19 protein-coding genes are annotated in these 25,198 nt (G+C 57.7%); 5 read left to right on the top strand and 14 right to left on the bottom strand.

Translation table 11 applies throughout. The annotated features are described in order from the left end of the window. Positions 1-32: 32 nt before the first annotated feature. From asnS to ACYVRB_RS06490, 6 genes are read right to left on the bottom strand one after another with little or no spacing between them, the layout of a single operon-like run. On the bottom strand, positions 33-1,331 hold the full coding sequence (gene asnS / locus ACYVRB_RS06465) for an asparagine--tRNA ligase (protein ID WP_461214281.1): 1,299 nt from the start codon (positions 1,329-1,331) through the stop codon (positions 33-35). A gap of 27 nt (positions 1,332-1,358) precedes the next feature. Beyond that, positions 1,359-2,537 (bottom strand): pyridoxal phosphate-dependent aminotransferase, encoded by a 1,179-nt coding sequence (locus tag ACYVRB_RS06470; RefSeq protein WP_461214282.1) that lies wholly within the window; start codon positions 2,535-2,537, stop codon positions 1,359-1,361. A 24-nt stretch (positions 2,538-2,561) separates the two neighbouring features. Further along, the gene (locus tag ACYVRB_RS06475; RefSeq protein ID WP_461214283.1) at positions 2,562-3,053 is read right to left on the bottom strand and encodes a cell wall elongation regulator TseB-like domain-containing protein; all 492 of its coding nucleotides are present in this window, start codon (positions 3,051-3,053) and stop codon (positions 2,562-2,564) included. Next, the gene (locus ACYVRB_RS06480) at positions 3,046-5,832 is read right to left on the bottom strand and encodes a helicase C-terminal domain-containing protein (RefSeq protein ID WP_461214284.1); all 2,787 of its coding nucleotides are present in this window, start codon (positions 5,830-5,832) and stop codon (positions 3,046-3,048) included. The genes ACYVRB_RS06475 and ACYVRB_RS06480 overlap by 8 nt, the downstream gene beginning before the upstream one ends. A gap of 36 nt (positions 5,833-5,868) precedes the next feature. After that, positions 5,869-9,513, bottom strand: a complete 3,645-nt coding sequence (addA, locus tag ACYVRB_RS06485) for a helicase-exonuclease AddAB subunit AddA (RefSeq protein ID WP_461214285.1) — start codon at positions 9,511-9,513, stop codon at positions 5,869-5,871. Beyond that, entirely contained in the window at positions 9,476-13,024 is a 3,549-nt protein-coding gene (locus tag ACYVRB_RS06490; protein WP_461214286.1) for a PD-(D/E)XK nuclease family protein, read from the bottom strand. The genes addA and ACYVRB_RS06490 overlap by 38 nt, the downstream gene beginning before the upstream one ends. 98 nt (positions 13,025-13,122) lie before the next feature. On the opposite strand from ACYVRB_RS06490, the gene mvk reads away from it, so the two are divergent. The 4 genes from mvk to ACYVRB_RS06510 all read left to right on the top strand — a co-directional run bounded on the left by mvk (position 13,123) and on the right by ACYVRB_RS06510 (position 17,725). Then, a complete protein-coding gene (gene mvk, locus ACYVRB_RS06495) occupies positions 13,123-14,067 on the top strand; it encodes a mevalonate kinase (protein WP_461214287.1) in 945 nt (314 codons plus the stop codon). A 10-nt stretch (positions 14,068-14,077) separates the two neighbouring features. Next, entirely contained in the window at positions 14,078-15,046 is a 969-nt protein-coding gene (gene mvaD, locus ACYVRB_RS06500; protein ID WP_461214288.1) for a diphosphomevalonate decarboxylase, read from the top strand. After that, positions 15,046-16,080, top strand: a complete 1,035-nt coding sequence (gene fni / locus ACYVRB_RS06505) for a type 2 isopentenyl-diphosphate Delta-isomerase (protein ID WP_461214323.1) — start codon at positions 15,046-15,048, stop codon at positions 16,078-16,080. The genes mvaD and fni overlap by 1 nt, the downstream gene beginning before the upstream one ends. A 256-nt stretch (positions 16,081-16,336) precedes the next feature. Then, positions 16,337-17,725 (top strand): aspartate ammonia-lyase, encoded by a 1,389-nt coding sequence (locus tag ACYVRB_RS06510; RefSeq protein ID WP_461214289.1) that lies wholly within the window; start codon positions 16,337-16,339, stop codon positions 17,723-17,725. 62 nt (positions 17,726-17,787) lie between these two features. Here the strand turns inward: ACYVRB_RS06510 and ACYVRB_RS06515 are convergent, their stop codons facing one another. Genes ACYVRB_RS06515 through ACYVRB_RS06535 form a run of 5 tightly spaced genes read right to left on the bottom strand, consistent with a single transcriptional unit; the run spans position 17,788 to position 21,408 of the window. After that, a complete protein-coding gene (locus ACYVRB_RS06515; protein WP_461214290.1) occupies positions 17,788-19,116 on the bottom strand; it encodes an RsmF rRNA methyltransferase first C-terminal domain-containing protein in 1,329 nt (442 codons plus the stop codon). Continuing rightward, on the bottom strand, positions 19,117-20,085 hold the full coding sequence (locus tag ACYVRB_RS06520; protein WP_461214291.1) for an ABC transporter permease: 969 nt from the start codon (positions 20,083-20,085) through the stop codon (positions 19,117-19,119). It abuts the gene before it with no gap. 12 nt (positions 20,086-20,097) lie between these two features. Then, positions 20,098-20,835: an SAM-dependent methyltransferase gene (locus ACYVRB_RS06525; RefSeq protein ID WP_461214292.1), complete on the bottom strand. Its 738-nt coding sequence runs from the start codon at positions 20,833-20,835 to the stop codon at positions 20,098-20,100. Positions 20,836-20,875: 40 nt separating this feature from the next. After that, positions 20,876-21,208 carry a metal-sulfur cluster assembly factor gene (locus tag ACYVRB_RS06530; protein ID WP_461214293.1) on the bottom strand — a complete coding sequence of 111 codons (333 nt, stop codon included), beginning with the start codon at positions 21,206-21,208 and terminating at the stop codon, positions 20,876-20,878. A 14-nt stretch (positions 21,209-21,222) separates the two neighbouring features. After that, positions 21,223-21,408 carry a 2-hydroxymuconate tautomerase gene (locus ACYVRB_RS06535; protein ID WP_461214294.1) on the bottom strand — a complete coding sequence of 62 codons (186 nt, stop codon included), beginning with the start codon at positions 21,406-21,408 and terminating at the stop codon, positions 21,223-21,225. A gap of 105 nt (positions 21,409-21,513) precedes the next feature. Between ACYVRB_RS06535 and ACYVRB_RS06540 the strand changes: the two genes are divergently transcribed. After that, positions 21,514-22,920 carry a C69 family dipeptidase gene (locus tag ACYVRB_RS06540; RefSeq protein ID WP_461214295.1) on the top strand — a complete coding sequence of 469 codons (1,407 nt, stop codon included), beginning with the start codon at positions 21,514-21,516 and terminating at the stop codon, positions 22,918-22,920. A gap of 116 nt (positions 22,921-23,036) precedes the next feature. Here ACYVRB_RS06540 and ACYVRB_RS06545 read toward each other — a convergent pair whose 3' ends face one another. The 3 genes from ACYVRB_RS06545 to ACYVRB_RS06555 all read right to left on the bottom strand — a co-directional run bounded on the left by ACYVRB_RS06545 (position 23,037) and on the right by ACYVRB_RS06555 (position 25,141). Beyond that, a complete protein-coding gene (locus ACYVRB_RS06545; protein ID WP_461214296.1) occupies positions 23,037-23,831 on the bottom strand; it encodes a Nif3-like dinuclear metal center hexameric protein in 795 nt (264 codons plus the stop codon). After that, positions 23,824-24,525 carry a tRNA (adenine(22)-N(1))-methyltransferase gene (locus ACYVRB_RS06550; RefSeq protein WP_461214324.1) on the bottom strand — a complete coding sequence of 234 codons (702 nt, stop codon included), beginning with the start codon at positions 24,523-24,525 and terminating at the stop codon, positions 23,824-23,826. The genes ACYVRB_RS06545 and ACYVRB_RS06550 overlap by 8 nt, the downstream gene beginning before the upstream one ends. 115 nt (positions 24,526-24,640) lie before the next feature. Continuing rightward, a complete protein-coding gene (locus ACYVRB_RS06555) occupies positions 24,641-25,141 on the bottom strand; it encodes a QueT transporter family protein (RefSeq protein WP_461214297.1) in 501 nt (166 codons plus the stop codon). Positions 25,142-25,198 lie beyond the last annotated feature (57 nt).

Below are 25,198 nucleotides of genomic sequence, written 5' to 3' on the forward strand. Positions count from 1 at the left end.
GGTCAAGACGGCGGTCTCGACCCTGTGTGTGATTACGGCTTGATCCGGTTGATCATGCGTGGGAACGGAATCGCTTCGCGCAGGTGATCGAGATGGCAGATCCAGGTGATGGCGCGTTCGAAACCGAGGCCGAAGCCGGAATGCGGAACGCTACCATACTTACGCAAATCTAAGTACCATTCATATTCGTCCAGTGACAGGCCTTTGGCAACAATCTGGGCTTTGAGCTTGTCATAGTCGACTTCACGCTCGGAGCCGCCAATGATTTCGCCATAACCTTCCGGTGCCAGCAGGTCAGCGCAGACATAAGTGTCGTCGCGGCCTTCTTCTGGCAACATGTAAAACGGCTTGATTGACTTTGGGTAGTTCAGCACGAACACCGGTTGTTCGAACTGGTCGGACAGATAGGTTTCTTCAGGAGAACCGAAGTCATCGCCCCACTTGACGTCGAAGTCTGCTTTTTGCAACATTTCGATGGCTTCGTCGTAGCGGATCCGTGGGTATGGCAATTTCGTGTACTTCTTGAGCGTGTCGACGTCGCGGTCGATCAGCTTCAGTTCGTACTCGCAGTTGTCGATGACACTTTGAACCAAAAAGGCGATGTAGTGTTCTTGAATCTCCAGGCTTTCGTCTTGATGCATGAAGGCCATTTCCGGTTCAATCATCCAAAATTCGGTCAAGTGCCGGCGAGTCTTGGATTTTTCCGCGCGGAATACCGGTCCGAAAGTGAAGACCTTGCCATACGCCATCGCCCCTGCTTCAGCATACAGCTGGCCGGATTGGCTGAGGTAAGCAGGCTTATCGAAGTATTCGGTTTCGAACAATTCGGTGGTGCCTTCTGGGGCACTGCCGGTCAGGATCGGTGGGTCCATCTTGATGAAGCCTTCGTTGTTGAAGAATTCATAAGTTGCGCGGATCATTTCGTTGCGGATCTGCTGGATGGCAAACTGCCGCTTGGAACGCAACCACAGATGACGGTGATCGAGCAAGAACTCGATACCGTGTTCCTTAGGCGTGATCGGGTAATCTTCAGACTCACCGATCACCTCGATGGTGTGCACTTCGATTTCATAACCAAAATGGCTACGGCTGTCCTCGTGGATCGTGCCGGTGATCGTCATGCTGGTTTCTTGGCGCAGTTCTTTAGCGGTAGCAAACGTTTCTTCGGAAACCGCGTTTTTCAACACGACGCCTTGGAAAAAGGCCGACCCGTCACGCAGTTGCAAGAACGCGATCTTGCCGCTGGAACGTTTGTCGGTCAACCAGCCGTTGATGGTTACTTCTTCATCAACGTGCTGGGCGGCATCTTTGATACGGATTGTTTCAGTCATAGGTTCAAATTTCTCCTTGTGATGATCTCAGTTGTTGCCAACGAACGCTGCAATGCGGTCAAGGGCTTCCATCAGGCTGTGCATATCCTTGGAATAACTCAACCGTGCGTGTTCTGGCATGCCAAACGCGCGCCCTGGTACCAGCGCGACGCCGGTTTCGCTCAGCAAGGCCGCGACAAAGTCGTCGACGCTGGCGTAGTTGGTGAGCTGTGCGGCCCGCCGCACGTTCGGGAACAGGTAAAAGGCCCCTTGCGGCTTTTGAGCAAGCTCGAAGCCAGGGATCTTGATCAGGCGATCGTAAACCGCGTTCAAGCGCTGTTCAAACGCTTGACGCATGGTTTCAACCGGTGCTTGGTCGCCGGAAAACGCCGAAAGTGCCGCATATTGGGCGACGGCGGTCGCGTTGCCGGTGGCGTGGCCAAGCATGGTGCCAACGGCGGTGGTGATTTTTTCCGGGCCGGCCAAGAAGCCGATCCGCCAGCCTGTCATCGCATAAGACTTGGAAACCCCAGAGATCAAGACCGTGTTGGCGGTGATCAGCGGATCGATTTCGATCATCGAGGTGTAACTGGTGCCGTTATAGATCAAGTCACGATAAATATCGTCAGCCACGACCAAGATGTCGTGTTTCAATGCCCAATTGCCGATCAGCGTCAGCTCTTGGCGTGAATAAATTGCCCCGGTCGGATTCGTCGGTGAGTTGATAATCACGGCGCGCGTCTTGCCAGTGCGCTGTTCTTCAAGTTCATCGACAGTCACCTTGAAGTTCGCCTTGGCAACGACCGGCCGCGGCACGCCACCAGCCAGACGGATCTGCTCGACATAAGAAACCCAGCCCGGAATTGGCACCAGGACCTCTTCGCCTGGATCTAACAACACCTGGAACAAGGCGTATAAGGCGAATTTCGCGCCGGTGGTTACCACGATCTGCTTGGGATCGTAATGGACTTTGGTCTGCGCCTCAACATGTTCGCTGATGGCTTCTCGCAGCGGCAAAATCCCAGTGGCCGGCGTGTAGAAACTCGTCAGGTTTTGGTTAATGGCATCAATGGCGGCTTGGTTGATCGCCTTGGGTGTTTCAAAATCAGGCTGGCCAATCGATAAATCGATGACATCTTCCCCCCGCGCTTTCATCTGCTTGGTGAGGTTTGAGACGGCTAAAGTGGCAGAAGGCGCCACGTTGATGACACGCTTTGCTAAATGCATAAATTCATCCCCAATTCTACTCGATTACAAGTTTGCGACGGCAAAAAGCTGTGCACCGCTCTTGAAATCATACGTCACATAGCCTAGTTTACCAGACTTTGCGCGGTAGCCAACATCCCAAACGAATTTCTTTCCACGTTGGCTGAGGCCAACGGAGATGATCTTCTTGGGGGCAAAGCTGGCGATCGCCTTGTTTTCCGCGGTTTCACGCGTGATGCCGGCGTTTTGCTTCAGTACGGTGACATGGCCGTTGTGTTGCGCGATCAACACGTAGATGCGCTGGTTTTTCTTCGTGGTACCGGCGACGGTCAGATAAGACTGACGCTGTTTATCCCAATAAAACGCGCTGACGTCTTGCACGTCAGCTTTTTTTTCGGCGATGGCGATCGCCTCTTTGCGAACCTGGTGAAGTGGCGCCAGACTGCGCGCATAAATGCCTAAAACAACAACGATCAACGCCAAGCCGGCGATGATCCATGCGCGACGCTGCCAATTGCTGCGGTTTGCTCTACGCATGTGAGTCCTCCTTTGAATGGTTCAGTGGTTGATGATTTAACCACGCATGGGCGTAACGCGTGATCGTGGTGACATCCAGTTGCATCGGTTTGAGATTGGGCAAGGCGTGTTGGAGTTGGCGGCCGTATTTGGTCGTCACCAGCCGCGAATCCAAACAGACGAAGACGCCGCGGTCGTGTTCAGTGCGGATCAGCCGCCCGAAGCTTTGCCGCAGGCGGATCGCCGCGATCGGCAAGGCGTCGGCGGTGAAGGCGTCGATACCTTGAGCTTCGAGCTGCTGATGTTTGGCCCAGGTGAGCGGTGCTTGCGGCGCGTCAAACGGTAGCCGCGTGAGGATCACCATTTCCAACTGCTTGTCCGGATAATCGATGCCTTCAAAGAAACTGGCCGCGCCTAACAAAAGCGAGTTGTCTCCGAGCGCAAACCGCTTGGCGATTTTTTCCGCGGAACCGGTCACCCCTTGCGCCAAGATCTCTTTGTTCCCAGCGATTGGTAATTTCGCTAACCGCGCATAAACGGCCGCGATCATCTTCAAAGACGTAAACAGCGCGATGGTTTGGTGCTTGCCCTCTGCCAGCTTACTGATGGCAGCCACCAGGTAATTGAGGTACTCACCTTCGTCACCGTTGGGCTCAGGCGCTTGCGGGTCGACGAACAGCTGGGCTTGTTGTTTGTAGTGAAATGGACTGCGAAGCTGCAGGCTGGGCGTATCAGCTGGCAACCCCAGCTGCTTGGTGAGAAACGCAAAGCTACGATCGACGACCAAGGTCGCCCCGACGATGACCGGGGCAACAAATTTTGCGAGCATGGCGTGAACGCGATCGGCAACGTCGAAACGGTCCCAAGCGATCTGGAGGCTGAACACATCACGCCCGTTGGTCAGCTGCAGGCGACATACGCCGTTGCGCCCGTCTGCTAGAGCATCCAAGTCGACCGCCGGCAGATCTTGGGCGGTGGTCGTGATCGCCGCCACGACGGCGACTAGCGCCTGAAACAGCGCGGCGTCATCGCGAGTGAAGCGTTCGGGATGGCTGGTAAAATCTGTGGCTAGTTGGTTGCCAACGGCGACGACGGCATCCAGCTGCGCGTTGAGCTTGGGGATGACCCGCGCCAAGTCCGCCGCCAACCAAGCGGCATCGGTGTCGATCAGTGTCTGCTCATGGAACCCTTCCGGTAACGTCGGACAAAAGCGTTTGAACAGCCGTTGCTGGGTCGATTCGATCGTGGCGATCGTCGCGGCGACCGCTGTCGCCAGGCTTTGCAGCTGATAGGTGTTGACCTTTGAATGCGCGTAAATGGCTAACAGGCTATTTTTGCCCGGATGGTCGATCAACTTGGCGAGCCGCTGCAGGTGTTTGCGCAACTTGGCAAACGCGATCCGCTGTGCCTCTGCCGCCGCGACGTGGCCGGCAAAATGTTGCGCCTCATCGACGACCAGATAAGGCCGCTTGGCGGCGAGTGCTTCCACGTGATGGGCCAGATATGCGTGGTTGGTGATGATGATCTGACTTTGGGTGATCCGGGTCTGCAGGCGCGCATAAAAATCATACTGCCGCCACGGCCCGTTGCTGGCACCGGCTTGGTTACCGTTGTGACTGACCTTGTTGAACAAAGGGGCGCGGTAATTGGTCAGCCGTAGCTCTTCCAAGTCGCCGGTGGTGGTTTGAGTCAGCCACACGACCAGTTTCATCTCTAAGAGTCGCGTCAGTCGATCGGCGTCAGGCACCTCAAGCGCCGTGTGGAATTCCGCCAGGTTGAGGTAATGCCGTGGGCTTTTGACCACCACCGCGGCCAGCGGCAGATCACACAACGCCGCCACGGTTTGGACCTGGTCAAAGACTTGTTGTTGCAACACGGTGGTGGCGGTGGTGACGACCAGTTGCTGCGTCGTGTCGACGACAAACGCGTAAGGCAACAAGTACCCCATCGTTTTGCCCAGCCCGGTGCCGGCTTCGATCAGCAGCGGTTGTTTGGTGGTCGTCGCATTGTGATAGATGGCATCCATCATCCGAGCTTGGGCGGCGCGTAACTTGAAGCGCGGCGCTAACAAGGCACGTTTGGCCTTGTCTGTTAGCGGATAATACCGCTGCGCCAGGCTCTCAAGTGGCTGAGGCAAGCGTTTGAGCACCAATTCGCCGACTTGCACCTGATCGCTTGCCGGCGTCACGCCGGACTGCAACTGGGCGGCCAAAAACTGCCCGGTTTGCCGCGCCAGATGACCGCTAAGGTGCACGAGCAACTTCTGGATGCTGGTCGGTAGCGCCTGGAACTTGGCGGTCAAGGTGTTGAACAGATGCGCGGTACTAATCGCATCACTGTCTGCGCGGTGCGGATTAAGATGGGTGATGTTGAGCGCTGCTGTCAAGTCCGATAATCGGTAGCTGCCTTGTGTGGGCAACAAGATTTGGGCAAGCTCGACCGTGTCGATTGCCGGATTGGTCAGCGCCGGTAGCCCTACCCGCTCGAATTCAGCACTCAAGAAAGGATAGTCAAAATTGACGTTGTGCGCGACGATCACGGTATCTGTCAGCTTCTTGGCGAGATCAGGGGCCACTTCAGCAAAATAAGGTGCCGCGACGAGGTCGTCGGGATGCAGGTGTGTCAGCCGCTGGATCGCCGCGGGTACCGGTCGATCTGGATTGATCAGCTGGTTGATCGTCGCGATCACCTGCGAATTTTGGACGAAGGCACACCCGATCTGGATGATGCGGTCGCCATTTTTGACGGTGGTGCCGGTTGTTTCAAGGTCAAGCACCGCATAAATGGTGTCTGAAGACATGACTTCACTCGTTTCGTTAATAATGTATCTATTCTACTATTCTTGAGCGCCCTTGGCTACGGCAACGGTACTGCCATGCACCAGTGAAACCAGATAGCGCCCAACGACCGGCCGGGGTTGCATCAGCGCCAGTGCTTTGGCATAAAGCTGCAGCTGGGTGGTGTAGCGCGGCAACAAGGCGTCAGCATTGGCGACCCGATCGGTTTTATAGTCAAACACAACGATGCCATCAGGTGTGTCGATGAAGCCGTCGATGATCCCATGGACCATGATGTCGCTGCTGGCATCACCTGCCATTGTGGCAAAAACGTCACTGGCCGGCAGCAACAGTGAAAACGCGACTTCGCGCTGCAATGAATCTGCATGCGCGGCGATCAACTGGCCAAACTCAGACTGGCAAAAGGCCACCAAGTTGGTTTGGTTGATGCCTGCCGCGACATCTGCGTCGACCTGATCAGTCGCGACCAGCTGGCCAATGGCATCAGGCACGGCGTTTGCGGCCGGTTGGTGCCAGTCGAGGATCTGCAGCACCCGGTGCGTCGCCGTCCCGATGGCAGTGGCCGAGACGCCTTGCGGCCGGGCTAAGAATTTCGGCGTCGCAAAATCGCTGACAAAACGGTTGCCGGCGAGCTGGCGGCCGCTTTTGACCAGCTCTGCGTTGGTCGGGTCTTCACTCAGCGCCCGCTTGATCTCGGTGACGCTTTGAAAACCGGTGGTTTTGGTCGCCGCGGCATGCGGATACTGCCAATCAAACCAGGTGGTCAGATCGAGATCCAACGCCGGCATGGTCGTTGTTTCGACCTTGGCCGGTTGGCTGGTTGTCGCAACTTCTGTTGGCGTGGCAAATTCGATCTTGGCCTGGGCGTTGAACGTTTCCGGCAGGCCGTCGCCATCAAGGGCCGGTGTGCGCAACAGCGCCATCAGCAGCCAGTCCAGGTAACTTTTACCCTTGGCGCGCAACTGGGCCGGCAAGATCTGCGAACCGGCACTGGTCGCACTTTGCCAAGGCTTGAGCGCGGCTTCTTTGTCTTTGACGGTCCCCACGATGTATAAGTATTGTTTGGCGCGGGTCAGCGCGACATACAGCAGCCGCATTTCTTCGGCCAAGAGTTGTGACCGCTTTTGCGTCTTTGCCTGCAGATACTGCGGCAAGAGATAGCGCACCGAAGACTCAGGATCCGTCCATTGGATTCCGGCCAGTTCCGGCGTGAGGACCGACGTGGCGCTGAGGTCGCGCAGATTGAACTGCTTTTCCGCCGACAGCAGGAACATCACCGGGAACTCCAGGCCTTTGCTGGCGTGAATGGTCATCAACGACACGGCATCGACATCAGGATCGACGGTGACAGCGGTGTCGAGGTCTTTGTCTTGTTTTTGCATCAGCTCGATGAAGTGGATGAACGCAAACAAGCCGCGGAAGCCGCCGTTTTCGTAGTTGGCCGCCCGGCCGGCCAGTGCGCGCAGGTTGGCCTGGCGCTGGTTGCCACCTGGCAGGCCGCCGACGTAATCCAGATAACCGAATTCGTCGTAACACCGCCAGATCAGCTCGACCAGTTCGTGTTCCTTGGCAAAGTCGCGCAGGTCTGCCAACTGCTGTTGGAACCGCTTGGCCTTGGCCTGGGTTTTTTGGCGCCAAGTCGATGCTGCCGGCGCGGCCAAAAATGCTTCCCAAGCGTCATCGAAGCTGGCTTCGGGCTTGGCCAACCGGATCAACGCGAGCTGATCGGCAGACATGCCCACCAGCGGCGAGCGTAACGCTGCGACTAGCGGGATCTCTTGGTGCGGATTGTCGATCAGCCGCAAGAGACTGAGCATCGTCATCAGCTCCGTGGTTTTGAAATAGTTTTGCGCGTCTGCCACCACGATCGGCACATTGGCGGCGGCAAAAGCGCTTTGAATCGTGACGTTTTGGGTGCGACTGCGGACCAACAGAGTAATGTCGCGGTATGCGATCCGCCGGGTACGCCAAGTCTGGGTCTTTTTATCAAACCCTTCATATAAGACGGCCTTGGGGTCGTTGACTAACGCTTGGATCTTGGCGATGACGCGTTGCACCTGCCGAGTCGCCTTATCGATTTCCGCCTGTTCTGTAGCGTCCGCGTCTTCTGTGGCGGATTCGTCGACGTTCACCAACAGCTCGGTGGTCGGCGCAAAGTCAGCTGGTGCGTCGAAGGTCCCGCGTTGCAGTTGGGCGTCTTGATCGTAGTCCATGTCCCCGACTTGTTCATCCATCAGCTGGCTGAAGATCAGGTTCGTGAAGTCGATGACGTTGCTGGTGGACCGGAAGTTCTTGGCGAGTACCAGCCGCTCGCCTGGCGTGTCGGCATCGCCGAAGCGGTGATACTTCGCCAAAAACAGCCTCGGGTCGGCCAAGCGGAAGCCATAAATACTCTGCTTGATGTCCCCCACCATGAACCGGTTGCCAGGCGTCAGCTGGCTGACCTCATCTAGAAGCGCTTCTTGCAACGGATTGATGTCTTGGTACTCATCGACAAACACCTGGTCGAAGCTGGTCTTGAAGTTATCCGCGATCGGCTTGCCGGTGTGGGGGTCAATGCTTTGCAAGATCGCCAAGGCGTTGTGGGCGATGTCGGTGAAGTCTTGCAGGTGACGCTCTTGTTTTGTTGCCGCAAATGCATGGAAGAATTCTTGAGCAGCGGTGCTGAGCGTCTGCATTAGCGGATAGGCGTGTTCAAGCGCGTGCTTGAGATCATCGGGCGCGATGGTCAAAGCGTCGGCAACATCTTTGGTGAACCGATCTTTGATCGCGTTGCGTGCAGCTTTGGTGTGGTCTTTGGCTGCCTGGGCCGCGTCTGACGCCGCCTTGCCGCTTGGCCAGCTTCCCCATTTGAATGCGGCCAATGCCTCATAGGCCGCTTGATAATCTGCCGGGGCGCTGGCGGCCAGCACCTTGAGCGCTTCGATCGTCTGATTGAGATTCTCGATGCCTTTAAGGTGGGCCTTGTCATCAGGATCAAGATCTGGGAGCAACGCTTCCAATTCCGCGGCGGCTTCTCGGCACTGCGCGGCGATGGTCGGCCAATAGCGTGTGGCGTAGTCTTGGTCGAACGTCTCTGGTGCATACGGCGTCGCCAAATCTGCCAGCCACTGGACGGGATTGGTGGTGGTGTTGGCAAAGTCGATCAGTTTAAAAACTGTCGTCATCAAGCCGGAATCATCTTGACCTTGGCTGAAGTTGTCCGCCAAGGCGGTGAAAGCCGCTTGCTCGTCGCTGGCGTACAAAACCTCGCAGACATCCCCCCATACCTCTTCTTCCAAGATGGTCCGCTCGATCGGATCGGACAGCAGACGAAACCCGGGATCCAACTCGATGGCATAGTAATACTGCTGGACGATCTGATTGGAAAAGGCATCCAAGGTCATGATCGGCGCCCCGTTTGAAATCGCCAGTTGGGTGACGAGATGCCGGTGGATGGCCGGATCCTTTTCTGCGTCGATTGCCTCTTTGAGCTTTTTTTGAATCTTCAGCTTCATGTCTGCAGTCGCGGCGTTGGTGAACGTCACGATCAGCATGCGCGACAGCTGTTGGCCTTGGCGCAAGCGATGCAAGATTCGCTCGACTAACACGGTGGTTTTACCTGATCCGGCGCTTGCAGAAACAAGCACGTCATGGCCGCCATGTTCAATCGCCTGGCGTTGGCTCGGTGTGTACTCCGGCATCTTCTTCCTCCTCGATCTTCTTCAAAACTGTCGCTTGATCCAGCGGGTCAACGTGATGGTACCGGTCTTTGCCGGTCGCCGGATCGAACAACATGATGGCTTGGTAATCGCTGTTGGTGATCGTGGTGGCTTCTTGTTTGAACTGAATCGGTGCCAGTTCGATGTCGCCGGCCATGATGGCTTCTGCGGCTGTCACGATCTCGCGGCGGTTGTGCGCCAAATACAAGTCCAGCTGCGCTGGGGTGACGAACTTCGAACGGCTGGCATAGAGGCCACCGTTTTTCAACGTTTCCAGCTGCACGATCGGACTGGCGATACCGCCATCAGGCAATTGGTCATCCAATGCAGTCAACAATGGTAACGCCAGCGAATAGTCATCAGGCAACACCAGCAACCCGAGCATGCGGTGTTGCTTAAACAGCTCGGTTTGCTCGGACTGCCCTTTGCGATAGCTGGCCTTGTAATCGATGGCCGGCTTTTGCATGTGCATATACACCGCCCCGGCTGGCCGCTGCTTTGGCAAGTCGTGTTTGGCCGCGTCAATATACGTCAGCATCTGCATGGACACGCCGTAAAAGGCTTCTTGCGGCTTAAATTCATGTTTGCTGGACTTATAATCGATCACCATGAAGTAGTCTTGCCCGTCGATGCTGACCATATCCAACCGGTCGATGATGCCACGGACGCTGATCTGACGCCCGTTTGCCACCGGCAACACCAACGGCGCCATGGCGATTTTCGGATCGCCTAGGCCAAACGGTTGCTCCGTGCGCTTAGGGCGAAAATGCGTCCGCTTTTGCTGATCGCGAATGGCCTTGACCATCGTGGTCAACAGCGCCTGCATGCGATAGGTAACGTAGTGCATCCGGTTGCTTGAAGACAAGATCTCCCAGCCCCCTTTGCCGATCACCTTGGCCAACGTGTCGCTGACCAGTTGCGCGACCTGAGCGTCGCTTCGCTTGACCAACGGCAGCTCGGGATCATTGATGGCGGCTTTAAGCGCTTGGTCGAGGACGGCATGATAAAAGCTCCCGGAATCCAGCGACGTCAGCGCAAATTCCGGCCGTGGCTGCAGATTCAGCCCGTATTTCAAGAAATATTCAAACGGGTTGCGATGATACGTTTCAAGTCGAGAAATCGAGACGTTCAGATGTTCACCGTACAGTTTCTTGGCCAAGTCAGGATCGAGCTTACCGACACTGTTGTCGTAGTCAAGGCTGGCGTCCAAGTGCATGGCCAAATCGTGCAGGTGCGCTGAGCGTTGTTTGATGGCGGCCAACACTGCCGGCCACGCGTGGCCGATGGCGACGTTGTGGTCGCGACTGAGACGCGCGACGCGGACAAAGTCGCTCAACAGGCTACGCGGCGTGCCGGCGACTTCTTTGACCGCCGTCGCCAACCCTGCCGGCCCCCAGGTGATCTCTTTCACCCCTAGCGCCTGGGACAAGCGCGTGTAATACACAGACGGATGATTTTCTTGGTCCGCAAAGCCGGGATAACTGATCGTCAGCGTCTGGCTTCCCGCCAGCATCGCGACGTAGTTGATGAAGGGATCGCCAAGCGAAGACTGCGGCCCGTTCAACGGCAACCAGGCGGTGTCTGGCAGATAAGGCTGTAACTGCTCGCGGTCGTCTGCAGACAACAAGGCGGAATCGTCGGGCACGTCAGGCATCACCAGGCTTGTGGCGCCGATGACAAAGACGTGTTTGGCTTTTGGCAGCCGGGTCAGCGCGGTTTCAGAAACCACGACTTGATCCAGCGTCGATGGAATCTGGGTGTACGTCGCACTGGCAAAACCCGCGGCGATCAAATCGCGGAACTGGCCTTCATCAAAGGGCGTGTTCCCGAGGATCGCGACGTAATTGTCTAAGATCCCAACAAACGCCTCCCAGGCTTGTTCCCCAGCCTGGCTTGCCGCCAGGTCCCCGCGGTCGATTGCGTTTTGCCGCCAGGCCGACAGTTGCGCGACGACGCCGTGATTGATAAGCCACTGATACAAGGCAGTTGCGGCTTCTTGGCCGGTGGTTGCGGCTTTTAACGCGGCATACAACGGCGGCAGGCTGGCTTTCACGAAGCGGCGAACCGTGTTGATCGCGGCAGTTTTATCCGGATCGAACGCGTCTGGCTTGGTTTCGTCTTGACGCCGGCGGAAATACTGCCAGTCTTCATCTTTCAGCCAAGCGCTGCCGGTAACCCCGGTGCGCAACAAATGATTGTCGCACAAATCGACGGCGTGGCGCCAATCGTCAAGCGCGATGTCATCTGGCACGACCAACTCGGTGCGCAATAGCCGCATGACGTCTTGATATTGATAGTGATGGTCGTTGATGGCAAACAGGCTATCCATCAGCGCCACCAGCGGATGGTGTTGCATCGGCTGTTCCCGATCGACAAACACCGGCAGGTCGTATTCGGCAAAAATCGGCGCGATCAGGTCTTGGTACGGGTCGAGGTGCCGAGCGATGACGAGGTAGTCACGATACCGCGCCCCGGCGTGAACGCCTTGATCGATCAGCTGTGCGACGCGACGCAACTCATTGTAAGGCGAATCGGCCTTGGCCAAGGTGATGCCGCCGTCTGCTTCGAGCTTGGTCTGCCAAGTTTTGGCATCTGCCAGCGGCGCCATCTTGGTGTCCGCGACAAAAAAGGCCTCGGTCGCTGCCATCGCGGTGCTGATCGCCCGCGGCGCCGCTTGGATCGGCGGCAATACCGGTACCTTCAATGAAGTTGCGCGTTGGGCTAAGCGCGCGTACAACCGCTTGGCCGGCAAAAACAAATCGGGGCCTTGCACCTCACCGCTAGGCGGCGTGTCGAGCGTTAAGCAGACGCTGACACACGCGGCGTTGGCCATCATCATATCAACGAGTTGGGCTTCACTGGCCGCCAGATCGTTGAAATGGTTGAGGATGAAATAAGTATGGCTGAGGTCGGCTTCGGTGAGGGCCCGGTTCAACCCCGCCAAGAGGCTTGGTTGCGTGGCAAACGGGCCGATGGCAGCTTCATAGGCGTGCATCATCACGACCAGGTCTGCGAGCTTGGCGCGGTGGCGATCAGATCCTGGCAACCCGGCGACCGCTTGCGCCAAAATACCTGCGTCGATGCGGCCTTGCAGTAATTCGGCCAGCTGGGCAGCCAGCTTTTCCACGAAGCCCTGCGCGCGAACTAAGCCGTTGAACAGCTGCAACTGGTCCGCGTTTTCTTCCAGCAGGCGCGCCACGAGCATAGTGTTGCTGGTGGTGTCTAGCCGCGGTTGCGCGTACAGCGGCGAGTCTTTGAGGAAGTACCAGGCCAAGCGCGAAAACGACAAGACCTGGACCCGATTTTGCGCCACCGCCGCATGAGGCGTTTGGCGTAACCCTTGCATCAGGCTGACTTCGGATTCGAATTTGACGTGGTTGGGCACCAAATAGAAGACTTGGGCTTTCAGATCAGCCAATGCGGCTTGCACCTGCGCGATGACTGCTTGGCGGTGGTCGGCACTGGCGGTGCCAAGAATGAACTGTAAGGCCATGATTTCCCCTCCTTGATAACTCTTTCAAGTGTAGCACAACCTAGCCGATTTCCATGCTTTAGGGTATAGTTTAAAGGGAAGTTTAGAGGGGATAAATTATGCATGAAGCAAGTGGCAAAAGTTTTGCCAAAATCATCTTGATCGGCGAGCACGCGGTAGTTTATGGCTACCCTGCCATCGCTTTGCCGGTGAAGTCCATCCGCTTGGTCGCCAAGCTGATCCCGCGGGCGGATCATCACCAACAGATCGTCTCTGAGTTTTATACCGGGGCACTGGACGCGGCGGCAACGACGAATTTTGCCGGGATCGCGCAACTGATCATGGACCTGCTGGCACATTTTGGGCAGGCCCAAGCCGGCTTGACGTTGACCATCGACAGTGCGTTGCCGCCTGAGCGCGGCATGGGCAGCTCTGCCGCCACCGCCACGGCGGTCGTGCGGGCCATTTTCGCGGCCTGTGACGCCAAGCTGTCGCGCGCGGAGCTGTTGGCATGGACGGCACGCTCCGAGCATGTCATCCATGGCAACCCCAGCGGGCTTGATGCCGCGACGACCAGCGCCGAGGCGCCGCAGTGGTTCACCAAGGGCCACCCGACGAAACCGATCGCGTTTCCGAGCAACGGAACGCTGGTAATTGCAGACACCGGGATCCCCGGCCAGACCAAAATCGCCGTTGGCGCCGTCGCCATGCGCCTGGAAGCCAACCCGCGTGCAACCAAACCGCGCCTGGCCGCCATCGGAACGGCGGTGCAACGCGCCGCCCGCGCGCTGGCAGAAGACGACCTGGTCGCTTTAGGGCACCAACTGGATGTCGCGCAGACCCAGCTGGCAGCCCTTGGTGTTAGTAACGCGCAACTCGATCGCTTGATTACTGCAGCGCGCGCTGCCGGAGCTTTGGGCGCCAAGCTGACGGGATCCGGTCAAGGCGGTTGTTTGATCGCATTAGCTCAAGACGCCCAGCAAGCTGCCGCGATCCAAACGGCGCTGATTGCCGCAGGCGCGACGGCCGCTTGGCAGTATGATTTTGCCGCAGAAGCAGATTGAGGAGGAAAACATGTCGACAGTCACGGCTCGGGCCCACACCAACATCGCATTGATCAAATATTGGGGTAAGCGCGATCCCGCGTTGATCTTGCCTTACACCAGCAGCGTCTCGTTGACGCTGGCAGATTTTTATACGGACACGACCGTCAGCTTTGAACCGACGTTAGACCAAGACCGCTTCACCCTCGACGGCACCTTGCAGCCGACGGCAAAAATCAGCGCCTTCTTGGATCTCGTGCGCCAGCGTGCCGGCATCACGGCCAAGGCGACGGTGGTGTCGCACAACCACGTCCCCACCGCCGCAGGTCTGGCGAGTTCCGCGTCTGCCTACGCGGCGTTGGCGTTGGCAGCCAGCCGTGCCGCGGGATTGACGTTAGACGATCAAGCGCTGTCACGTCTGGCCCGCCGTGGGTCGGGCTCGGCGACGCGCAGTATCTATGGGGGCTTGGCGATCTGGCACCGCGGCGTCGACGACGCGTCGAGTTTCGCAGAGGCCTTGCCTGATACGAGCTTGCCGTTGCGGATGCTGGTCGTGATGGTCGACAAAGGCAAAAAGCCGATCAGTTCGCGGAATTTGATGGCCAACACCGTTGCCACCTCGCCTTATTACCCGGCATGGGTCGAACACAACGAACAAGCCGCCAAACAAATGGTGGCGGCCCTAGCGGCAGCAGATTTCGAAACGATCGGCCACCTCACCGAACAAAGCAGCATGCAGATGCACGCCGCGATCCTCGCCAGTGACCCGGCGTTCACCTACTGGACGCCGGAGACCCTGCAAGCCTGGGCGATCGTGCGCGACTTGCGAGCGGCAGGCGTACCGGCGTATGCGACGATGGATGCCGGCCCCAACGTCAAGATCTTGACGCTGGCGCCTTATGTTGCCCAGATCCATCAGGCCTTGACGCCAGCGTTTGCCGGGCGAGTTTTGGCAACCGCGCCGGGACCGGCGGCACGCGTTCTTTCGGAGGAAGCATGATGACAGAATCCCTGCAGTCTCACCGCAAAGACGAGCACCTTTTTTTGGCGGAAAAATTCTACAAGGCCCAAGCGGCGGCGGGTTTTGACCAAGTTCGCCTGCTACACGACCCCCTGCCGGAAATGACGGTCGCAGAAGTCGACGTGCGGCCGCAGATATTGGGTTGGCAATGGCCGTTTTACATCAACGCCATGACCGGCGGCTCCAAGCAAACCGGCGCGTATAACGCCCGCCTCGGCCGACTCGCACACGCCTTGCATCTGCCGATCGCAAGCGGCTCACAATCTGTCGCCTTGCGCGAACCCGCTCTCGTCGACACCTTCTTGCCGCTGCGCCGCGAAAATCCCGATGGCTTCGTGCTGGCCAACCTCGGCGGCGGTGCCACCTGGCAACAGGCGCAAGACGCCATCTCAATGCTCGATGCCAATGCACTGGAGATCCACCTTAACGCCGTTCAAGAAGCCGTGATGCCCGAAGGCGACCGCGACTTCCGGTGGCTAGACCACATCCAAGACATTGTCGCCCATGTCGACGTCCCAGTCATCGTCAAAGAGGTGGGCGCCGGGATGACCCGCGAAGCGATCGCTCAACTGGTGGCCGTCGGCGTGGCGTACATCGATGTCGGCGGTCGCGGTGGGACGAATTTTGCCCAGATCGAAAACGCCCGCACGCAGGCACCAGAGTTGCTCGCGGATCTGCAAGGCTTCGGCCAATCCACCGTCGAGTCGCTTCTAGAGGCGCAAGGCAGTTCTGCCACTATCTTAGCCACCGGCGGCGTGCGCACGGTGTGGGATATGCTCAAGGCCCTGCGGCTTGGTGCCAGCGCCGTGGGAGTCAGCGGACAGGTCCTCCACTGGCTGATCCAAGACGGTGACGCCGCGACGCAAGCCCATCTGGAAGGCTGGCAGGAACAGTTGCCGATCTTGATGGCGATGCTTGGGGCCAAAGATTTCGCCGCGCTACGGAAGGTGCCTGTTATTTTAAGCGCAGAATTGCAAAACTATGCCCACCAGCGCCGCATCAACTTCAATTAATGCCAATGCCGCTAGCACCCGAATCGGTCGAGAATCGCGTGATAGCGGTGTTTTTGTGCCTTGAACGGTTGTGGATGTCGCCGATTAAAACGAGCACATTAAATAACGCCGCTTGAATTTCAAAATAACAGTGTGAGATTTCTACCATGATCTTCCTTGCCAACGTCTCCGAGCTATGGGATACTGTTAACAATTTGAGCTAATTTTTAGCTAAAATTTGTTAATTAATTTTCAGCTGTGACTGGAGGATTATCAAATGCATTATGAAGAAGATTGTGTCGGGCGTATCCGCGTCCCAGACAACGTCCTGTACGGGGTCCACACCATGCGGGCCATTGAGAATTTCCCGATCGGCGATGCGCGCGTACACCCGGCGCTGATTCAAGCGACCATCACGATCAAAAAAGCCGCCGCGATCGTCAACGAACAAGGCGCCACCCTCGCCCATGATAAGGCTCAGACGATCATCGCTGCCTGTGACGCCTTGTTACATGGGGATTATCACGACGCGTTTCCGATCCGGGCGATCCAAGGCGGCGCCGGAACGTCGACCAACATGAATGTCAACGAAGTCGTTGCCAAGCTCGCCAAGCGTCAAAGTGGCATCGCCATCCATCCCAACGACGAGGTCAACCAAGGCCAATCGACCAACGATGTCTACCCCACCGCCGGGAAAATGGCGCTGTTGACCATGACCCCCGGCCTGTTGACGGCCATCGCGGCTTTGATCGCCCAGTTGCGCGCCAAAGCCGCACTGACGCAAACGCTTCTACGTGTCGGGCGGACGCAACTGCAAGACGCCGTGCCGACAACTTGGGGCAACACGTTCAACGCTTATGCCAGCATGTTCAGCCGCGACGTTCGACGCGTGCGCCACGCGGCCAGCGAATTGACCGCCGTCAACCTCGGTGGCACCGCCATCGGCACCGGATTGAATGCCAGTCCCTATTATCAGGCGCACATCGTGGCAACGGTCAATGCCCTCAGCGGCTTGCACCTGAGCCAGGCCGCCGATCTGATCGATGCCACCCAAGACGTCGATTGCTTCGTCAGTTTTTCCGGTGCGTTGAAGGCGCTGGCGGTGGATCTCAACAAATTCTGCAACGACCTCAGGCTTTTGGGCAGCGGCCCGCAAGCCGGGCTCAACGAACTCCAGCTCCCTGCCCGCCAAGCCGGCAGTTCCATCATGCCCGGCAAGGTGAACCCGGTGATCCCAGAGGCCGTCAACCAAGTGGCGTTTGCCGTCATGGGTAACGACTTGACGGTCACGCTCGCCGCCCAGTCAGGCCAGCTCGAGCTCAACGCCTTTGAACCGGTCATCTTCACCAGCCTTTTTGCCAGCATGACCCAACTGACGCAAGCCATCGAGACGCTGACGACCAAGTGCGTCGCCGGCATCAAGGTCAACGCCGGCGACTGCCAGACGATGGTCGAACACTCTGCCATCGCCGCCACCGTTTTGGTGCCGACGATCGGTTACGAGGCGACCATGCGGCTGATCAAAAACGCCGTTGCCACCAAGCGCTCTGTGCGCGAGCTGTTGCTCGAACAACACCTGCTAACACCGGCCGCAGTCGCGCAGCTTTTCAGCGCGGCCAGCCTGGTTGGCGCCCGACTCCCGGTTGCAGAAGCCGTCGGAGAATGATTGCCAGCAACTGCGAAAAAAATCCCGTCCAGACAAGAAAATGTCTGAACGGGATTTTTTGATTAGACGCGTAAGCCTTTGGGATAAACATTCTTGATGCTGCCAGCAACGAGCTTGCCCAGTGCAAACCCTTTGCCTTGGTGTGTCAACAACACATACCGTTTGCCCGGCAGATCGCGGTGGAGCAACTCACCGTGGCGATAGCGGACATATTCGTCTGCGGACACTTCGACCACGGTTTGGAACGCTTCCGGCGCCAACGCTGTGGCCAGGCTGTGGCTGGCTTCAAAGCGGTTTTTCTTGAAGGTACCCACATGCACCCCGGCGCGGACGAGGTGAACCTTCGCCCAGTCTGGTGCACCGACAGGAACGGCAAACAACTGGTCTTTGACCGCCGACAAGTTACCTGCCGGCACTTGGGTCAGGCTGGCGGCGACGAAGGCGTCAAAATCTCGGCGTTGGGTGGCAGACAGGCGGCTGATCGCAGCTGGCTTAACATGCGCTTCTTGGTCGCCGGCCTTGCGGAAGCACGCAACAAAATGGCCTTCACCTTTAAGCGCTTGCGGCCACAGGCGGGCACACATGGCGACACTGGGATCGCCGTCGGCCCATTCTGGGCGACCGGACGCGATGCCGTCGTGTTTGGCGATCGGGGTTAAGGTCAGCGGCAGTTCGCGTTGCGCCCAGCTGGCGATCTGTTCGTCTTCTTCTGGGCTGAAGGTGCACGTCGAATACACCAGTACCCCGCCTGGGCGCAACATTTTGACAGCTTCAGTGAGGATCTCGCGCTGGCGGCGCGCACATTCAGCGGGATAATCCGGCGTCCAATATTGGGTAGCATCGGGGTCTTTGCGGAACATGCCTTCGCCAGAACACGGGGCGTCGACCAAGATGCGGTCGAACGCCTCTGGCCAGGCGAGTGCCAGGCTGGCCGGATCGTTGTTGGTTACCAAGGCGTTGGTGATGCCGAAGCGCTCGACGTTGCTGGCCAAAACCTTGGCCCGGCCGCGGTTGATCTCGTTGGTGACGATCACGCCGCGGTTTTTCATGAAGCTGGCGATGTGGGTCGTCTTGCCGCCTGGTGCCGCGCACAGATCCAAGACCGTTTCGCCGGGTTCTGGCGCCAACACCGTGGCGACAAATTGCGCACTGGGTTCTTGGCTGTAGACATAGCCCGAGACGTGGTCGATGTCGTTGCCGGCCACCTTGCCGTATTGTCCCCACTGGCTCCACGGGATCGCGGGGCCTTCGAGGTTTAATGGGCGCGACTTGCGTAGCGGGTTAGTGCGGAAGCCGCTGGCCGCCGGTTCATGGTAGGTGGCAAAAAAAGCGGCGGCTTCATCTTGTAAAAGGGTCTGGTACTTGGCTTCAAAGCCGTCTGGAAATTGCATCTATGCTACTCCTTCTTCCCGATGGAAACGTGTGGTCAACCCGTAATAGGTGCCGGTGCTGTAGATCATCAACGCCACTAAGCAGAAAACAACCAACTGGATGTGGTCGGTGAGGTAAAACGACCACCAGCCGATGGCCAGCCCGATGGCGCCGGCGACGACGGCATGGGCGGTCGTCCGCCCCCACCAACCGCGCACAAAGGCATGCGTCATGGCGATGTCCAGCCCGGTTGTTGCCGCCCGCGGGGCCAGGCGGCTCACGACCAGGCTAAGCAACCAAGCCACGATAGCGATGAGGGTCGAGAAGACCACGGTTTGCCAGTTTTCGGTCCACCAGCTGTGCGATTGACTCCCAGAATCATAAGTGTAAGGACTGGTGCTGGTCGCGCCCAGCGTTTTTTTCAACACCGCCGTTTGCGTATCAATGTCTTGTCCGTCAGCGACGACGCGTAACGCGCTGATCGCCGCGGCGCGAGTGGCGGCGCTGGCATTGAGAAACAGCGCTTGGTTGAGCTGACTGCCTTTGCGTGTCGCCACGACCCCAAGCACCGGGATGTAGTTATGATTTTGCATCAGGTAACGCTGGTTGCTTCCGGAGTAGAGTTGCTCGGCCTGGGTCTGCCCGACGACCGCCACCGACAGCGGCGACCGCAGATCGCTGTCCGAAAACCAGGTCCCATCGGTCACAGGCAGGCTGGCGTAATCGCCTTTGGCATAAAGATACACCGTTGGTTGCGGGTTGCGGGTCTGAAACTGAACTTGGATGTTGTCTAATTTGGTAGCGGCAAGCTTGGCGGCGGCTTGGGCCGGAGTCATCTTGCTTTTGGTGTTCACGATCAAGGCGGATTCGCTCAGGCCGTAATGATTCAGCCGGTCGGCGTATTCGGATTGATCATGCACCGACCAGGTCAAACAGGCCAGCACGATCAAACCAGCCCAGAGTAAATCGATCAGCAGTAACCTTTTCAAGGCATCCTCCTTTTAGCGCACGAGATAGATGCGCTCGTTGATGGCATCAAATTGTGGCAAGGCGCGGTTGAGCGGCAACAGCCGCCGGTCCGTCACCAGCCGGGCTTCTTGCCAAAACAAGCGGCTGTTGGTCGCCCCGGCCCGCTCGCCGATGACAAAGCAAGCCAGCTGCGGAAAATGTTGTCGCAATAAATGAAGGAAGTGCACGTCGTTGAGATCCTTGTCCGGACTCCACGCCATGACCACCGCATCAACGCTGGCCCCGTAAGTCCACAACGCGGCATTGGCGGTCAAAGCGGTGATCGGCACCAACGGCGTGCGCCCAGTCACGTTTTCGCTGGTCCAAGTCAGCGGATCAGTCGTGATCACGGTGTTGCCTGCTTGCCGCAAGCCGGCGCTGATGTAGCCATTGCCGGCCGCAACTTCCAAATAACGCTGCTGGCCAAAAAGATCCTGCCACGTCGCAAACAACGACTGGGTGACAAACGACCACATCCCGTAATGATACGCGATGTATTGCCGGAAATTCCGGAACAACGCATCGATGGTGCGGATGCGGGCTTCGGGTTGCTTGGCCAGCAACAGCTCCGCATAAACCTGCGGCGTCACCCCCAGCCGCATCAGTGGGCGCTCCGGGAGTTGGTGATGCTGCAGGCTGGCACGAAACTGCGTCATCGCCGCGACTTGTTGTTGGATCTGGGGATGATCGATGTCGGCAGTCATTGCCAACAGGCGTTGCCAGTAATCCATAAACCTCTCCTACGAATTGAAAAAACCGCCAAGTGGCGGTTTAGTGGATGCCCAATGCCATCTTGGCATAGCGGCTCAAACGTTCCGGTCCCCATGCAGGATACCAAACCAAATGGATCTCGACGGACTTGATGCCATCGATGCCTAACAAGGCGCGATGGATGTCTTCATCTAAGATATCCGTCAACGGGCACCCCATCGTGGTCAGCGTCATTTCGACTTCACACTTGCCATTCTCATCGAGATCGACGCCGTAAATCAAGCCCAGATTGACCAAGTCGATGCCGAGTTCCGGATCGATGACCGTTTCGAGCGCTTCCAGGATCTCGGTTTTCATCTTCTCGTAGTACTGCGGATCAGTTTCTGTGGCCATAAGCCATGCCTCCTCTATTCGTCGGCTTTAAGCACGCCACCGACGGCATAATGTTCCTTTTGCATTTCGTTGAGCACCACGTGGATATGTTCCTTGGGGGCGCCTGTGTTTTTGGCGATGGCTTCGGTGACATCGGCCACCATTGCCCGCAACTGTTCGCGCGAACGCCCTTCGATCAAATCAATGTGTACTAATGGCATGAGCAACTCATCCTGACGGCAAATGACTTGTATGACGTTATTTTAGCACATGTTCCTACCTGTGTTCTATAAGGGTATAATATTTAATGGAAAAGGAGGGCTTTTATGCAAACACGCAGTTCATGTACCAGCATCTTGATTGGGAAAAACGCGAGCACCGACGGGTCGGTGATGATCGGCCGCAACGAAGACGCCAAGGCGGCCTGGCCCAAACACCTCGTGGTTCGCCCGGCCGTCGCCGCTGCGCAAACCTTCACCTCTAAGGACAACGGCTTCACACTCACACTGCCAGCCAACGCTTTGTCCTACACCGCAACCCCGGAATGGACGGATCGTTTTGGGGTGTTTGAAGAAGCCGGCATCAACAGCGCAGGCGTCGCCATGAGCGCCACCGAAAGCGCCTATGCCAACGCTCGGGTTCAGGCTTACGATCCGTTTGTCGAAGATGGCATTCTCGAAGAAGCGATGGTGTCTGTGGTGCTGCCATTCATCACCTCGGCCCGTGAAGGCGTCCGGCGGCTGGGAGAAATCGTGGAAAACGCCGGCACCGGCGAAGCCAACGGCGTGTTGTTTGCCGATCACGACGAAGCGTGGTACATGGAGATCGCCACCGGCCACCGCTGGGTCGCCCAACGCATTCCCGATGACAGCTATGCCGTCGTCGCCAATCAGCTGGCGATTCAGGTCGTGGATTTTGACAGCGACGACTTCATGTTCAGCGCAGACCTGCGCGACTTTGCCGCTAGCCACCACCTGTGGCAGCCGCACACACCGTTCAACTTTCGCGAGATCTTTGGCACCGACAGCGCGTCTGATCGTACCTACAACACCCCGCGGGTCTGGGATGGCCAGCGGCGTTTGACCCCGAGTCGCCAGGCCGACCCAGAAGCGTCAGATCTGCCGTTTTGTTTGAAACCAGATCACCTGTTGGCTGTCGATCAGGCGTTTGCCGTGTTGAGCAGCCATTATCAAGAAACGCCTTACGATCCCACCGGCATGCAGACACCTGACGCCCACCGGTATCGCCCGATCAGTCTGGCGCGCACCCAAGAAGCACATGTCCTCCAGCTGCGGCCAGCGTTGCCCAAGCAGATCGCCGACATCCACTGGTTGGCCATGGGCGTGGCCGCCGAAAGCCAGTTCGTGCCGTTTTTCGCCGGGGCCCGGGAGTTTCCGGCAGACTACAGTCGCGGCGAGCTGCCGGCGAGCCTAGATTCGGCTTATTGGCAATATAAACTGGCCAGCGTGCTGGTTGACGCGCACTTCAACAAATTCGCCAAAGCCCTCGATGCCGTTCAACAAAGTACCCACGCCAAGCTCTTGGCCAGCATCGCTCAGGCTGACGCCGCCAGTGTCGGCTTAGATGCCCACGCGCTGGGCGGCCTGGCGACCACGGCCAGTGCCGCCAACGCCGCTATCGCCAAAGAAGCCTGGCAGCAGTTCACCATGCAACTACTTGTCGACAGCACCGACCTGTCGCCGCTGAACTTCAACACCGACGCTAATTTATAAAGCAACGCTAAACACAAACAGCTCTGCACCGCGATTCAAAGGATGAATCGTGATGCAGAGCTGTTTGCGTTATTGGCTAAAACCACTTGTGTCTCAGCCTCGCTGGGTGATCGTGACTACATGAACCGGTAAGGATCTGTATTCAGCTGTGACGCGCTGACTTGCAGTTGCCAACCGGCTTCATCTGCCCAGTCTTGAAGCAACGCCTGGACGTTGGCCTTCATGATGCTTTCAATGTGGTGGCCGGGATCGATCACCGGCATGTCGTGGGCCAGCATGTCGTGGCCGGTGTGGTAGTAGACATCCCCGGTGATATAGACGTCGGCGCCGGCGGCTTGCGCGTCGAGATAAAACTTCCCGCCATCGCCGCCTAAAACCGCAACGGTTTTGATTGGCCGCGTCAAGTCGTTGGCGACGACGCGCAAACCGGGCACCTGGAAGGCCTGCTTAACGATGGCGACAAAATCCGCCAGCGGCATCGCCGCCGGCAGTTCCCCGACACGCCCCATGCCGGCCTCGTCGCCTGCTTCGATAAACGGCCGCACGTGTTTCAGTGCCAAGGCGGCCGCCAGCCAGTCGTTCATACCGCCGGCAACGCGATCGAGATTGGTGTGCGCGGCGTAAACCAACAGATCGTGCCGCAGACAGGTCGCATACATCAATTTTTGCGGATCACGCAGGTCGAGGTTGGCGACCGGGCGAAACATCGCAGGATGGTGGGCAAAGATCATGTCCGCATGCATGGCGATCGCCTCTTGGACGACTTCCGGCCGGACGTCGAGGGTGACCAAGACGCGTTTGACCTCACGTGTTGGATCGCCCAGCTGGATCCCGATCGGGTCGCCTGGCACCGCCAACGCCTTCGGGGCAAACTGCTCGAAGCGTTCGATGAGCTCTTTGCCTTTAGGCATCATGAGCCTCCTTTTCCAGCAGCGTCAAGCGTGCTGTCTCGGCGTCGATCTTAGCACTCGGCGTGGTGCTGGCTTGTTGCAGACCAGCGAGCACTTGCTTGGTCGTCTTGATCGCCCGCTGCAGTTCTTGCAAGAACAAGGCACTGCGTTCTTTGCGAAGGACCGGCCCGAGGATCAGATCGGCTTGGGTATAAGGTACCTCAGGCCTGGTTTGGCCGGCGACGATGATCGGATAGACATGGCCGTCGTCTTCGATCAAGGCCTCATCGAGGATCCCAAATTCGTGTTCGGCCAGCCAGCTACGCACAGCGTAGTCGTCGCGGTTAGGCTCTAAGATCAGGCTTTCCGTGCCATCTAAACGTTCCAGGCCGGCTTCGAGGATCTCAATCATCAGCTGCCCGCCCATGCCGGCGATGATGATCGTGTCGAGGCCGTCTTCAAGACGTAACCCGGCCAGCCCGTCTGCTTGGCGGACGACGATCTTGTCGCTCAAGCCGGCGTTTTTGATGTTGGTGCGCGCAATGGCGCAAGGCCCGGCGCCGATGTCAGAGGCGACGGCAAAATCGATGGTGCCGGCTTGCGCCAACGCGATGGGAATGTAGGCGTGGTCCGTGCCAATGTCAGCGATACGCGCTTGGGGTTCCACAAAACTGGCGATGCGCGCCAAACGTTTGGATAGATGAATGCTCATGATGTTGCTCCTTTATATTGTTCTAGTCTCAGTATACACGAACCCTGGGCATTTTGAACCGCAGACGAAAAAACGCCTTTGCCCCAAATCGTGGGGTAAAGGCGTTTGATCAAGACGGTTATTTATCCAGCGGTAACACCGCCAAGACGCCGCGCATCAAGATCGCGCCGACGCCCATCGAGATCGCCTCGCCCAGCGCGATAGTCGCGTAGCTTGGCCAAAATGGGATGTGGTTGACGATCGTCAATTGGCCCGCGACGGTGAACATCGACAAGGTGAACAAGACGCCGGTGATCAGAAACTTCAGCCACAGGCGGTCGGTTTTGCCAGCCAACCAGCGGCTTAACAGCAAGAACACCAGCGTGCCGATCGTCCCGACCGGCACATCGATCAGCCAGGTCGGACTGAATAAATTGGCAATAAAAACACCCAGTGTCACTGCCCAGAGGTACCGCTTCTTGAATAACGCGGTGTAGTTGAGCATCTCAGAAAACCTGACCTGCACGACGCCATAAGACAACGGGGCGAACACCACGGTCAAGACGACGTAGATGCCGGCGATGATCGCGATTTGAGTCAGTTTCAGCAGTGAACTGTGTGTATGTGTAATGGTTTGCATATTTTCTCCTTTGTAACCCTGCGGTTAGTGATAACTGCGACCAAAGGATTCTAAGTG

It is taken from the genome of Lacticaseibacillus boliensis, from assembly GCF_054784775.1.

What these genes read in the sequence shown, in the direction of transcription:
- addA (WP_461214285.1), bottom strand. Translation starts at nt 9,513, where the DNA reads ATGCCGGAGTACACACCGAGCCAACGCCAGGCGATTGAACATGGCGGC.
- ACYVRB_RS06480 (WP_461214284.1), bottom strand. Translation starts at nt 5,832, where the DNA reads ATGTCTTCAGACACCATTTATGCGGTGCTTGACCTTGAAACAACCGGC.
- ACYVRB_RS06530 (WP_461214293.1), bottom strand. Translation starts at nt 21,208, where the DNA reads ATGGCCACAGAAACTGATCCGCAGTACTACGAGAAGATGAAAACCGAG.
- ACYVRB_RS06555 (WP_461214297.1), bottom strand. Translation starts at nt 25,141, where the DNA reads ATGCAAACCATTACACATACACACAGTTCACTGCTGAAACTGACTCAA.
- ACYVRB_RS06470 (WP_461214282.1), bottom strand. Translation starts at nt 2,537, where the DNA reads ATGCATTTAGCAAAGCGTGTCATCAACGTGGCGCCTTCTGCCACTTTA.
- asnS (WP_461214281.1), bottom strand. Translation starts at nt 1,331, where the DNA reads ATGACTGAAACAATCCGTATCAAAGATGCCGCCCAGCACGTTGATGAA.
- ACYVRB_RS06525 (WP_461214292.1), bottom strand. Translation starts at nt 20,835, where the DNA reads ATGGATTACTGGCAACGCCTGTTGGCAATGACTGCCGACATCGATCAT.
- fni (WP_461214323.1), top strand. Translation starts at nt 15,046, where the DNA reads ATGACAGAATCCCTGCAGTCTCACCGCAAAGACGAGCACCTTTTTTTG.
- ACYVRB_RS06510 (WP_461214289.1), top strand. Translation starts at nt 16,337, where the DNA reads ATGCATTATGAAGAAGATTGTGTCGGGCGTATCCGCGTCCCAGACAAC.
- ACYVRB_RS06515 (WP_461214290.1), bottom strand. Translation starts at nt 19,116, where the DNA reads ATGCAATTTCCAGACGGCTTTGAAGCCAAGTACCAGACCCTTTTACAA.
- ACYVRB_RS06540 (WP_461214295.1), top strand. Translation starts at nt 21,514, where the DNA reads ATGCAAACACGCAGTTCATGTACCAGCATCTTGATTGGGAAAAACGCG.
- ACYVRB_RS06535 (WP_461214294.1), bottom strand. Translation starts at nt 21,408, where the DNA reads ATGCCATTAGTACACATTGATTTGATCGAAGGGCGTTCGCGCGAACAG.
- ACYVRB_RS06475 (WP_461214283.1), bottom strand. Translation starts at nt 3,053, where the DNA reads ATGCGTAGAGCAAACCGCAGCAATTGGCAGCGTCGCGCATGGATCATC.
- ACYVRB_RS06490 (WP_461214286.1), bottom strand. Translation starts at nt 13,024, where the DNA reads ATGGCCTTACAGTTCATTCTTGGCACCGCCAGTGCCGACCACCGCCAA.
- mvaD (WP_461214288.1), top strand. Translation starts at nt 14,078, where the DNA reads ATGTCGACAGTCACGGCTCGGGCCCACACCAACATCGCATTGATCAAA.
- ACYVRB_RS06545 (WP_461214296.1), bottom strand. Translation starts at nt 23,831, where the DNA reads ATGCCTAAAGGCAAAGAGCTCATCGAACGCTTCGAGCAGTTTGCCCCG.
- mvk (WP_461214287.1), top strand. Translation starts at nt 13,123, where the DNA reads ATGCATGAAGCAAGTGGCAAAAGTTTTGCCAAAATCATCTTGATCGGC.